Below are 11,431 nucleotides of genomic sequence, written 5' to 3'. Positions count from 1 at the left end.
GCTGGCCCGCTTGGCCGCTTGCTCACTCGGTGCGGGAAATCGGCGGCGCGGCCCGTGCCGTGGGGGACGGAGGGGACGGGCCGCGCCTGTCACTGGGACGGGCCGAAAGGCCCGCCTGCCGGTGGGGAGGGGGCGGGGGCCAAAGGCCTCGGCCCCGCTTTGCCCCGCCCCGCCCCGGCGGGCGCGGTGGGTTCAGTACGCCCGGCCGCGCATCCTGCGCCACCACATCAGGGCCCCGCCGATCAGCAGGATCCCGAAGGCTCCCGCACCCGCGGACGCGGCGATCAGGGTGGTGTCGTCGGAGCCCTCGGCCCCGGCCGGCCGCAGCGCGTCACCGAGCTGGTTGCGTACGTCGTTGCCGCTGTCCACACCCTCGGCGAGCGGGCCGCGCGACCCCTCCGTCGGGTTGGCCAGGTACGGGAACGAGGCGCCGAACTCCTTGTCGTTGGCGTCGACCGCGTCACCGAGGTCGTTCTCCGCGCCGACCAGCTCGCCCTCGACGACCTGGAGCGCCGCGTCGATCACGTCGTCCGTCAGCCGGCGCCCGTTGGGGAAGCCCGCGTTGTCGCCGTCCAGCACACCGAGCCGCTTCGGTTCGGCCGCCGGCTTGACCGAGGTGTTGAGTCGCAGCATCTCCGACGGCGTCACGTGCGGCGGCTGGTTGAGCCCTTCGACGCCCTTGAGGAAGACGTCGACGAGGTCGTCGCGCGGCTCGGCGGGCGCCTCGATCTGGTAGATCGCCTCGATGAGCTTCGGCAACTCGGGGTGGGTGACGTTCTCGAGGAACTGCGCGTCGTCCTGCGGCGCGGACGCGTTGAACGTGTCCTTGTCCCGCAGCGGGTTGACGACCTCGTTCACCAGCGGATTGCCCAGCCGCGACACCTGGGTGAACTGCCCCTTGGCGTTCTTGCGCCGGGTCGTGGACCAGATGCCGACGACCGGCTGGTCCGCCGACTCGGTGATCATGTCCGTGGGCACCTGGAGGGCCAGTGAGTTGACGTTGTACCCCTTGAGGGTGTCGTTGCCGACCTCGGAGAGGTTCCCGCCGTACAGCAGGTCGAAGACGCGCAGGTCCAGGAAGAACGGGTCGTCGGCCTGCCCGGCGAACGTCGTGGCGCCGCCCGCCAGTTCGTGCACGGCCTGCTTGCGGAGCGTGTCGTAGTCCGGCATGGATGCCTTGCCGACGTTCGACGGTGCCACCGGGACGTCGTCCGCGATCTTCGTACGGGACACCAGGTGCTGGTCCTTCAGCTTGAGCAGCTCGATGTCGTAGGTCTGTGTGATGTTGAGGTCCGGGTCGTCCAGGCTGGTGACCGGGCCCGTGTTGTAGAGGAACGTCTCCTCGTTCTTCGTATGCGTCCGGAAGGTGTAGCGGAACAGCAGCTCGCCCTGCGCGTCGCCGTTGGTGTCGATGTGGAGGTCGTACTGCGCGTCCTCGGCGAACGTGAAGAAGTTCGGTCCGCCGGCCGGCTCCTCGAACGGTATCCAGTTCGCGATGATCGTCGTCGTGTCCGGCTTGTCGGGGCTGACGAACGCGTACAGGTCGGTGTTGTCGTACTGCGGGGTGCCCGAGATCAGCGGGGCCTCCCGGTGGCTGGAGGCGGAGGCCGCCCCCGGTTCCAGCGCTGCCGTGCCGGCGGCGGCGAGCCCACCGGCGGCCAGCGCGCCGCAGATCAGGGTCGCGAGGCTCCTGCGTCCCGCGCCGGTCCTGGAGTTAGGTGTCATGCCGTCCGTCCTCAGTGCCAACTTGCCTGACGCACCGGGATTCGGAGCCGGCCCCGGACCGGATTGGTCGAGGGGCGAAAACTTTTCCACGGGTCCGCCGCGCCTGAACGTCTCCGGCATTTCTCGCCGTTCGACCCGCGTTTTCGGTCCGCCGATCCGTATCTCCCCTCCGGAGGCGCGCTCACTGCGCGGGCCTCGTGCGAACGGGTGGCCCGAAAGGGCCGGGAGAGGGGGGTGCGCGTTGGAGGCGGACGAGCTTCTGGTGCGGGTGGCAGGGGGCGACCAGAAGGCATTCGAGGCGCTGTACGGACTGGTGTCCGGGCCGGTCTACGGGCTGGTACGAAGGGTGGTGCGCGACCCCGCCCAGTCGGAGGAGGTGGTGCAGGAGGTGCTGCTCGAACTCTGGCGCTCCGCCGCCCGGTTCGACCCGGGCCGGGGCAGCGCGCTGTCCTGGGTGCTCACCCTCGCCCACCGCCGGGCCGTCGACCGGGTGCGCAGCGCCCGCGCGGCCGGCGAGCGCGAGCAGCGCGAAGCCGCCCGGCGCGGCAGCGGGCCCGCGTTCGACCAGGTCGCGGAGGAGGTCGAGGCAGGCCTCGAACGCGAGTGGGTACGCCGCTGCCTGGACCGGCTCACCGCGCTGCAGCGGCAGTCGGTCACCCTCGCCTACTACGACGGCTACACCTACCGCGAGGTCGCCGAACGGCTCTCCCTGCCACTCGGCACGGTCAAGACACGCATGCGCGACGGCCTGACCCGACTGCGCGACTGCCTGGGAGGTGCCGCATGAGCTTCCTGGACCGGCTGCTCGGCCGCGGGAACCGCGGAGATCTCCACTCGCTGGCCGCCCCCTACGCGCTCGACGCACTCGAGCCCGCCGAACGCGTCCGCTTCGAAAGGCACCTGTCGACCTGCCGGCGCTGCGCCGCCGAGGTACGCGTCCTCGCCGAGGACGCCGTCCGCCTCGCCTGGTCCACGGCCGCCCCCGCGCCCCCCGCCCTGCGCGACCGGGTCATGGCCGCCGTACGGACCACCCCGCAGGACCCCGCCCCCGCCGCCGTCTCCGGATCCCAGGAGCGGTCGCACTCGCGTGCGCCGCAACTCCCGCCCCGCGTACGGGGGACCCGGTCCGTGCCGCAGAGCGGCAGGCGGCACCGGATGCCGTTGTTCGTGCCCTTCGCGACGGCCACCGCCGCCGCTGCCCTCGTCGTCGCCGCGCTGTTCGCCGTCCAGGCGAACCGGACCCAGGACCAACTGACCGCCGAACGGGACCGGGCACGTGAGGTCGCCCACGTTCTCGCCGCTCCCGACGCCCTTGCCGGCAGCGGCCGCGACGCACGGGGCGGCACGATCGGAGTGATCGCTTCCGTATCGGAGCGGAGCGCCGTCGTCACCCTCGGCGGATACGGCAACCCGCCGAACGGACGTGTGCGTCAGCTCTGGCTCATGCGCCCCGGCGCACAACCGCGTTCCCTCGGGCTCTTCGAGGGCGACGTACCCCTCGTCGCCTCCGGCCTCGACGCCTCGGCGACGTCACTGGCCGTAACCGTCGAGCCGGACGGAGGGTCGCCGCAGCCCACCACGCAGCCGATTGTTCAACTCGCCCTGAAAACGGTTGGATTCGGAGAGTAACCGTCGTGTGTTCGTCAACCTCCTTACGGGGAAGGTGAATCCTGCGGCCGGGATACGCGAGTGCCCGGACGGGACGATAGGGTTACTCTGCCCGGGGCCGGGCGGACTCGTACGGGTGGGGAGTGACATGGATCAGATAACGGTGCGCGGCAGGGCCAGGGTCCCCGCGATCACCTGCGGGAGCAACGCGACCAGTACGCGACTGGACCGCCACCTCTCGGTGCTGGCGGGACCCGCCGTCCCGCAGCGGGAGGCGGCCGAGGCGACGTCACTGATGCGCGAGCTGACCGCGCGCGACCGGCACGACCGCGGAGCCAAGGGCGCACGGGCGCGGACGAGCCGCGTCTCGCTCTTCGCCCCACTGCGCCGGCTGCGCCGCTCCCTCCTCGGCAGCCGCTAGTCCCGCGCCCGCGTCCGGACGGGCCCACCGTCCCGGCGTGGCACACCGTGCGTGCCGCTGTCACCCCACGGCGCGCGGCGCCGCCCACCGGTGCGCCGTCCTCCCCCGGCTCCCCTTCCGGTACCTCTCGGTACCTCCTTCAGGCCCCGTTGCCCCTCGGCTCGGCGCTCCCGACCCACCCGGCCGTGATCCGGGGGCGCGAGCGATCCGGGGGCGTGCGGACTCCCGCTGTCCCCGGCCCGTGCCCTGCCCCTGCCCGTGAGCGTTGCCGGATGCGGCCCGGTCGGGAACCGCGTGGTGTCAGATCAGCGCGAGCTGGCCCTCCGGCCCCTCCTCGTGTGCGTCCAGGACCGAGGCGGGCCCGCGCGCCGACCGCGGTACGGGGAGCACGCCCGCCCGGCGCAGCTCCGCCGGGGTGACCGGATCGGCTGCCGTACCGTCCGTCAACGCAACCTGCCGCGGGCGCAGTTCGGCGAGCAGGGCGAGGACCGTGATCAGCTCCAGGAGTTCCGACGTCCAGGTCTGCGACCAGCCGGCCGGACGGATCGCCTCCAGCGTCCCCGGCCCGGCCGCCTCCGTGCGGGCCGCGCACCACCGCTCCAGCACCCGCACCCCGGCCACCTCGAAGTCCCAGGCCGCCGGCGGAACCGGCGAGATACGGCCCTCGCCGAAGCACAGGGCCTCCTCGTCACGGTCGTACCGGACGGACGGCGGGCGGGACGGGAGCGGGGCGCGGACATAGGGGCGGCGTCCGCCCGGGAGCCGGGGGCGTTCCCCGTCGCGCCGCATCAGCCACAGCATCCGGCGCCCCACCTCCACACCCGCGTCCCAGACGCCGACGTCCCCGGTGAGCGGCACCGTGAGCCCTCCGGGGCCGGGCCGCACCATGGCCACCGTCCAGGCGAGCACGTCGACGGCCGCTGCCTTTCGGCCGAGGCGTGCCGTGAGGTGCTCGGACAGGCCCGGGGCCAGATTCGGCTCCGCGCCCCCGGGACGGCGGTACAGCGGGCGGACCCGGCCGGGACGGAACACCGGCAGCAGGGACGTGGCGAGCAGCGGCGGGCCGGGGGTGCCACCGGCGTCGCCGGTGCCGACGCCGCCGCCCCGCGCACGGTCGCCCCGGGAGCGGCCGCCGCGCCCCGGGGCGGGTCCGGCCTCGACGACGAAGACCTGCCGTTCGTCCGCCACCCGCCACAGCTCGGGGCGGGCCGCGTCGATCAGCCGCTGGTCGGGAATCAGCCACTGCTCGTCGAAGGGGGCGCGCAGCACGCGGACCGGATCCGGGCACGGGCCCGAGGCGCGCTCCAGCCGCTCCGTCCCGCCCGTTCCTCCCGGGAGCCGGCCGACCGCCGTACGGCCCGTCCGCGAGCGGGTCGGCTGGAACAGGGCCTCCCTGTCCGGTCCCGCCGCTTTCACCAGGGTCTCCCAGCGGGCTTTCAGGGCCGCCGGATCGGGTGCCGCCGGCCACCCCCGGCCGAGCCGCGGCGGTGCGACGGACCACGGCATGAGGTCCGCCAGCAGCGGAGCGTCGTCGTGCGTCACGCTGGGCATCGTACGACCTGACGGGTGGGCGGGATCAGGTGGCTTCCAGGGTCACGGTGAAGGAGAAGCGGTCGCCCCGGTAGTTGATCACGGCCACGTCCAGCGGGCTGCCCTCGGCGTCGTAGGTGATGCCGGTGTAGTGCAGGATCGGGCTGAGCAGCGGCACCCGGAGGAGCCGGGCGGTCTCCGGATCCGCGAGCCGCGCCTGAACGGTGTCCGTGATGCGGCTGATGTCCACCCCGACGACGTCCCGCAGCACCTTGGTCATCGGCCAGCGCCGCAGATCCTCCAGGTCGATCCGGGCGGCGAGTTCCGGACGGACGTAGTTGCGGGCGTGATTGGTCGGCTCGCCGGTCCTCTCGTCGCTGCGCAGCCGGTGGTAGGCCGCCGCCTCCGTCAGCCCGGGGAAGTACTCGGCGAGTTCGGCCGGCACCGGCGCGGTGCCGTGCTCCAGCAGTTCGGTCGTCATACCGGACTGCTGGGCCACGATCGCGTCCACCGAGCCCAGCAGCCGCACCGGGGCGCCCCTGAGGGCATCGGGTTCGATGAACGTGCCGCGCCGGCGGTGACGGGAGATCAGCCCCTCGTCCTCCAGTTCCTTCAGCGCCTGCCGCATGGTCAGCACGCTCACCCCGTAGTGCACCGCCAGCTGTTCCTCGGTGGGCAGGCGCAGCGGGTCCCGGGGCGAGCGGCCGAGGATCGAGGCGCGCAGCGACTGCGACACCTGGTACCAGAGCGGCAACTTGCGGTTCAGGACGATCGAATCCGGCGCGAAGGAGGTCACGGGCTATCCGTACCGGTCGGGAACGTTCAGTGCAATGTGAGGCGCAGGGGTGTGCCGACATCGGCTGTGACACCCCGGAGCCGAACCGGACCGCGGGGACCGCCCGGGTCCTTCGGGCCACCCGGCTACAGCGTGCGGAAGTGGCGCTCGAGGCCCTGCCACACGTCGTCGTAGTGCTGCTGCAGGTGCTCCGCGCGTGCCGCCTGCGGCGTCAGGGACACCGGCCAGCGTGTCTCGAACATGAACGCGAGACCGTCGTCGATCTTCTGCGGGCGCAACTCGGCGGCGCTCGCCTTCTCGAACGTCTCCCGGTCCGGCCCGTGCGCCGACATCATGGTGTGCAGCGAGCCGCCGCCCGGCACGAACCCCTCCGCCTTCGCGTCGTAGGCACCCTCGATCAGGCCCATGTACTCGCTCATCACGTTCCGGTGGAAGTACGGCGGCCGGAAGGTGTCCTCGCCCACCAGCCAGCGCGGCGCGAACACCACGAAGTCCACCCCCGCCAGCCCCGGCGTATCGCTCGGCGCCGTCAGCACCGTGAACACCGACGGGTCCGGATGGTCGTACGAGACGGTGCCCATCACATTGAAGCGGCGCAGATCGTAGGTGTACGGCACGTAGTTGCCGTGCCAGGCGACGACATCCAGCGGGGAGTGGCCGTAGGTGGCCGACCAGAGGTTGCCGCAGAACTTGTTCACCACCTCCACCGGGCCCTCGACGTCCTCGTACGCGGCGACGGGCGCCCGGAAGTCCCGTGCGTTCGCCAGTCCGTTGGCGCCGATCGGGCCGAGCTCCGGGAGCCGGAAGGCGGCGCCGTAGTTCTCGCACACATAGCCGCGGGCCGCGTCGTCCAGGAGCTCCACACGGAAGCGCACCCCACGGGGGATCAGTGCGATGTGTCCCGGCTCCGCGTGCAGCAGCCCGAACTCGGTCCGCAGCAGCAGTCCGCCCCGCTCCGGGACGATCAGCAGCTCGCCGTCGGCATCGCTGAACACCCGGTCCATCGACGCGTTCGCGTGGTAGAGGTGCACCGCCATGCCGACGCGCTGGGTGACGTCGCCGTTGCCGCCCAGGGTCCACAGGCCGGCCAGGAAGTCCGTTCCCCCGTCCGGTGCGGGCAGCGGGTTCCAGCGCAGCCGGTTGGGGTCGGGCACCGTCTGGTTGAAGGGCGCGCTGCGGATCGCCCCGTTGCCCGTGCGGGCGAACGCCGGGTGTGCGGCCGACGGGCGGATCCGGTACAGCCACGAGCGGCGGTTGTGGGCCCGCGGCTCGGTGAACGCCGTACCGCTCAGCTGTTCCGCGTACAGCCCGAGCGGCGCGCGCTGCGGCGAGTTGCGCCCTTCGGGCAGGGCGCCCGGGACCGCCTCGGAGCTGTGCTCGTTGCCGAAACCGGAGAGGTGGCCGAGTCCCTCGGCGGCCTTGCGCGCGTCTCCGCTCATTCTCACTGCTCCCTCGGGTGTGATTCCTATGCAGTACCGTAGGATTGCGGTTTCCCCGACGCAAGAGGGCCACGCAGCCTTCTCCCTCGGGGCCGCGTCCCTCATCTCGACGGACGACACGGAACCCGGCTCCAGGGGGATCCGTGTGCCCGGACACCTGTTCTACGCTCCTCTGCATGGCGTGGACGGGGAGGCAGGTCACCGTGCTCGCGGTCTGTGGCGTCCCGATGGCCGGATCCGCGGGCTGCGGCTCGCGGGCCGCCCAGGAACGGGCACGGGGCGCAGGGCCGCCGTCGCCGGCCGGCAGGCTCCTGGAGGAACGGGACGACGAGGGCCGGCCCTACCGCGAGGTGGACGAGGAGGATGCCCCCGAGATCGGCGTCGAGGTCACGCCCGACACCGGTGGCGGCTGGGACGTACGGCTGCGTGTGCGCAACTTCCGCTTCTCGCCGGACGGCACCGCACGCCGCGCGGTGCCCGGCCGCGGCCTCGCACACCTCTACGTCGACGACCGCCTCGTCGCCCTGCTGCGCGCCCCCGGCCATCACCTCTCCCCGCACGCGGTCCGGCGGGGCACGCACCAGGTCACCGTCCGCCTCCACGCGGACGGCGACTCGGTGTGGGCCGTGCGCGGAAAGCCGGTGGAGGGCACGGCCGACATCACGGTCTCGGAACCGAGCCCGATCACGGACACGACCACGAGCCCCGCCGCGGACCCGACCGCGACAGGGCGAGCCGGGGACCGGGGTTCACCCGGCCGGGACCCGGGAGCATCGTGAAGTCCGTGCCCGTGCCACCCGCGACCTCGCTCCGCCGCGCGCCCGTGCAGCGTCGCAGCACCGAACGGCTGGCCAGGATCCTGGACGCCTGCGCCGCGCTTCTGGACGAGGTCGGCCACGAAGCCCTGAGCACCCGCGCCGTCGCGCAGCGCGCCGGTGTGCCCATCGGCTCCGTCTACCGCTTCTTCGGCAACAAGCGCGAGATGGCCGACGCGCTCGCCCGGCGCAACCTGGAGCGCTTCACGCACCAGGTCGCCGAACGTCTGAAGGCCGCCACCGGCGCCCCGGACTGGCGGCGGGCCATGGATGCCGTACTCGACGAGTACCTGGACACGAAGCGCACCGCGCCCGGCTTCTCCCTGGTCGACTTCGGCAACCAGATCCCCGTCGGCACCCGCAGGACCGAACCCAACCACCGTGTCGCCGACCGCCTCGCCGACCTGCTGTCCGGCTACCTGGACCGTGAACCGGACGACGCCCTGCGCCGCGGCTTCCTCACCGCCGTCGGGACCGCCGACGCCCTCGTCCACCTCGCCTTCCGGGTGGCCCCCGAGGGCGACGAGAAGATCATCGCCGAACTGCGGGAGATGCTGCGCGCCCATCTGGCGCGCGTACTGGACTGATCGGGAGGGCTCCTGCGGGGACGTCTGTAAACGGCGCCGGCAAAGGGCTCCCCCGCATGCATACCAGTCGGTATGCTCGGGTCGTCCGTCCAGCCGTCTCCTGGGCTGTCCGCCCGCCTGTCCGAGGGCCCGGCTCGCTGCTCGCCTGCCTGTCCGTGCGTCACCGCCGCCGTACCCGGGAGGTCCCATGTCCCGCACCGCTCTTCGTATCTGCCCTTTGTGCGAGGCCACCTGTGGTCTGACCCTCACCCTCGACGAGGGCAGGGTCACCGGTGCCCGGGGTGACCGCGACGACGTCTTCAGCAAGGGGTTCATCTGCCCCAAGGGCGCCTCCTTCCCCGCTGTCGACGCCGACCCCGACCGACTGCGCGGCCCGCTCGTCCGGGTCGACGGCGTGTTGCGCGAGGCCGGCTGGGAGGAGGCGTTCGACGCCGTCGCCGCCGGCATCCGGCCCGTCGTGGAACGCCACGGTCCGGACGCCGTCGGGGTCGTCCTCGGCAACCCCAACGTGCACACCATGGCGGGCGCCCTCTACCCGCCCCTCCTGGTCGGCGGGCTCGGCACCCGCAGCCTGTTCACCGCGTCCACCGTCGACCAGATGCCCAAGCACGTGTCCAGCGGACTCCTCTTCGGCGACGCCAACGCGATCCCCGTACCCGACCTGGACCACACCGACCACCTGCTGCTGATCGGCGCCAACCCCCTGGAATCCAACGGGAGCCTGTGCACCGCACCCGACTTCCCCGGCCGCCTCCGGGCGCTCAGGGCCCGCGGCGGCACCCTCACCGTCGTCGACCCGCGCCGTACCCGCACCGCCCGCCTCGCCGACCGGCACGTCGCCGTCCGGCCCGGCACCGACGCCCTGCTGCTCGCGGCGATGACGTCCGTGCTCGTCGAGGAGGACCTCGTCGACCTGGGGGAGTGCGCTCCCCATGTGCAGGGCGTCGCCGAACTCGCCGACGCGGTGAAGGACTTCACCCCCGAGGCCGTCGCCCCGGCCTGTGACGTCGACGCGGGCACCATCCGTACCCTCGCCCGCGAACTCGCAGCCGCCCCCACCGCCGCCGTCTACGGCCGCATCGGCAGCTGCACCGTCCCGCACGGCACCCTGGCGAGCTGGCTCGTCGACGTCCTCAACATCCTCACCGGCAACCTCGACCGGCCCGGCGGCGCCCTCTTCCCCCGTGCCGCCACCGACAGGACCCCACGCCCCGCCGGACCCGGCCGCGGCTTCGCCCTCGGACGCTGGCACTCCCGGGTGAGCCGGCACCCCGAGGCCAAGGGCGAACTGCCGCTCTCCGCCCTCGCCGAGGAGATCGACACCCCCACCGACGCGGGCGAACCGCTGCGCGCCCTCGTCGTCGTCGCCGCCAACCCGGTCCTGTCCGCGCCCGACGGCGACCGTCTCGACAAGGCGCTCGGCTCCCTCGACTTCATGGTCGGCGTCGACCCGTACCTCAACGAGACCTCGCGCCACGCCGACGTCGTCCTGCCCCCGCCCCCGCCCGCGCAGAGCCCGCACCACGACTTCGCCTTCAACACCCTCGCCGTACGCAACCAGGTCCGCTACACCCGCCCCGCGCTCCCGCTGGAACCCGGCCGCATGGCGGAGACCGAGATCCTGGCCCGGCTCGTCCTCGCCGCCACCGGCGCCCACGGCGCCGCCCCGCAGGACGTCGACCGGCTGGTCGTCGACCAGACCCTCGGCAGGGCGGTGGAGGCCCCGCACTCCCCGGTGCACGGCCGCGACCCGAAGGAACTCGCCGGGCTGCTCACCGGCCACGACGGCCCCGAGCGGCGGCTGGACATGATGCTCCGCCTGGGCCCCTACGGCGACGGCTTCGGTGCCGACCCGGACGGCCTCACCCTCGACCGGCTGCTCGCCCACCCGCACGGCATCGACCTCGGGCCCCTGCGCCCCCGCCTGCCGCAGCCCCTGCGGACCCGCAGCGGACGGGTGGAGCTGCTGCCGGAACCGATCGCCGCCGACCTTCCCCGGCTGCGCGCCGCCCTCGACGCACGCCCCGACGGCTTCGTCCTGGTCGGCCGCCGCCATCTGCGCTCCAACAACAGCTGGATGCACAACGTGCCCGCCCTCACCGGCGGCACCAACCGGTGCACCCTGCAGATCCACCCCGAGGACGCCGAACGCCTCGGCATCCAGGACGGGCAGCCGGTACGTCTGCGGGGCGCCGGGGGAGAGGTGACCGCGCCCGCCGAGCTGACCGACGGGCTGCGCCGGGGCGTGGTGAGCCTGCCGCACGGCTGGGGCCACGACCGGCCCGGCACCCGGCTGCGGCACGCCGAGGCCGACCCCGGCGTCAACGTCAACCAGCTGCTCGACGGCAGCCTCCTCGACCCGCTCTCGGGCAACGCCGTGCTCAACGGGGTGCCCGTCGAGATCGCGCCCGGAGCCGTCGCCGGAACCGCTCCCTGACCGCCCCGTGACCGAAAAGTACACCGCGCTGCCACAGCGCTGACCTGAGCAAAGCTGTGACCTGGTGTTCTGC

Annotated in this window: 10 protein-coding genes; 6 read left to right on the top strand and 4 right to left on the bottom strand. The window is 73.1% G+C overall.

All coding sequences use genetic code 11. The annotated features are described in order from the left end of the window. Positions 1–192: 192 nt before the first annotated feature. Positions 193–1,725 (bottom strand): DUF4331 domain-containing protein, encoded by a 1,533-nt coding sequence (locus TU30_RS12640; RefSeq protein ID WP_042168690.1) that lies wholly within the window; start codon positions 1,723–1,725, stop codon positions 193–195. Positions 1,726–1,966: 241 nt separating this feature from the next. Here TU30_RS12640 and TU30_RS12635 point away from each other — a divergent pair, with 241 nt between their 5' ends. The 3 genes from TU30_RS12635 (at position 1,967) to TU30_RS12625 (ending at position 3,754) form a co-directional block, all read left to right on the top strand. Further along, complete coding sequence (locus TU30_RS12635; protein WP_042168688.1) at positions 1,967–2,512, top strand: sigma-70 family RNA polymerase sigma factor; 546 nt, start codon at positions 1,967–1,969, stop codon at positions 2,510–2,512. Next, positions 2,509–3,354, top strand: coding sequence for an anti-sigma factor domain-containing protein (locus TU30_RS12630; RefSeq protein WP_042168686.1), 846 nt, complete (start codon positions 2,509–2,511; stop codon positions 3,352–3,354). Before TU30_RS12635 ends, TU30_RS12630 begins: the two co-directional genes overlap by 4 nt. A 127-nt stretch (positions 3,355–3,481) precedes the next feature. Further along, positions 3,482–3,754 (top strand): hypothetical protein, encoded by a 273-nt coding sequence (locus TU30_RS12625; protein WP_062192966.1) that lies wholly within the window; start codon positions 3,482–3,484, stop codon positions 3,752–3,754. Positions 3,755–4,054: 300 nt separating this feature from the next. Here the strand turns inward: TU30_RS12625 and TU30_RS12620 are convergent, their stop codons facing one another. From TU30_RS12620 to hmgA, 3 genes are all read right to left on the bottom strand, one after another. Further along, a complete protein-coding gene (locus tag TU30_RS12620; RefSeq protein ID WP_042168678.1) occupies positions 4,055–5,305 on the bottom strand; it encodes a type ISP restriction/modification enzyme in 1,251 nt (416 codons plus the stop codon). Between the two features lie 25 nt (positions 5,306–5,330). Then, a complete protein-coding gene (locus tag TU30_RS12615) occupies positions 5,331–6,080 on the bottom strand; it encodes a GntR family transcriptional regulator (protein ID WP_042168675.1) in 750 nt (249 codons plus the stop codon). A gap of 125 nt (positions 6,081–6,205) precedes the next feature. After that, entirely contained in the window at positions 6,206–7,519 is a 1,314-nt protein-coding gene (gene hmgA, locus TU30_RS12610; RefSeq protein ID WP_042168672.1) for a homogentisate 1,2-dioxygenase, read from the bottom strand. Between the two features lie 176 nt (positions 7,520–7,695). On the opposite strand from hmgA, the gene TU30_RS12605 reads away from it, so the two are divergent. The 3 genes from TU30_RS12605 to TU30_RS12595 all read left to right on the top strand — a co-directional run bounded on the left by TU30_RS12605 (position 7,696) and on the right by TU30_RS12595 (position 11,358). Next, complete coding sequence (locus tag TU30_RS12605; protein WP_042168669.1) at positions 7,696–8,298, top strand: hypothetical protein; 603 nt, start codon at positions 7,696–7,698, stop codon at positions 8,296–8,298. Positions 8,299–8,309: 11 nt separating this feature from the next. Continuing rightward, positions 8,310–8,921, top strand: coding sequence for a TetR/AcrR family transcriptional regulator (locus TU30_RS12600; RefSeq protein ID WP_176726157.1), 612 nt, complete (start codon positions 8,310–8,312; stop codon positions 8,919–8,921). Positions 8,922–9,108: 187 nt separating this feature from the next. Further along, positions 9,109–11,358: a molybdopterin oxidoreductase family protein gene (locus TU30_RS12595; protein ID WP_042168666.1), complete on the top strand. Its 2,250-nt coding sequence runs from the start codon at positions 9,109–9,111 to the stop codon at positions 11,356–11,358. The last annotated feature ends 73 nt before the right edge of the window (positions 11,359–11,431 follow it).

The organism is Streptomyces sp. NBRC 110035, assembly GCF_000829695.1.
Taxonomy (GTDB): domain Bacteria; phylum Actinomycetota; class Actinomycetes; order Streptomycetales; family Streptomycetaceae; genus Streptomyces.
Note: the sequence above shows the minus strand (reverse complement) of the source record. Positions and strands in the feature narration are given on the sequence as shown.

Excerpts from the sequence above, each read along its gene's own strand:
- TU30_RS12630 (WP_042168686.1), top strand. The coding sequence starts at position 2,509 with ATGAGCTTCCTGGACCGGCTGCTCGGCCGCGGGAACCGCGGAGATCTC.
- TU30_RS12640 (WP_042168690.1), bottom strand. The coding sequence starts at position 1,725 with ATGACACCTAACTCCAGGACCGGCGCGGGACGCAGGAGCCTCGCGACC.
- TU30_RS12620 (WP_042168678.1), bottom strand. The coding sequence starts at position 5,305 with ATGCCCAGCGTGACGCACGACGACGCTCCGCTGCTGGCGGACCTCATG.
- TU30_RS12605 (WP_042168669.1), top strand. The coding sequence starts at position 7,696 with ATGGCGTGGACGGGGAGGCAGGTCACCGTGCTCGCGGTCTGTGGCGTC.
- TU30_RS12595 (WP_042168666.1), top strand. The coding sequence starts at position 9,109 with ATGTCCCGCACCGCTCTTCGTATCTGCCCTTTGTGCGAGGCCACCTGT.
- TU30_RS12625 (WP_062192966.1), top strand. The coding sequence starts at position 3,482 with ATGGATCAGATAACGGTGCGCGGCAGGGCCAGGGTCCCCGCGATCACC.
- hmgA (WP_042168672.1), bottom strand. The coding sequence starts at position 7,519 with ATGAGCGGAGACGCGCGCAAGGCCGCCGAGGGACTCGGCCACCTCTCC.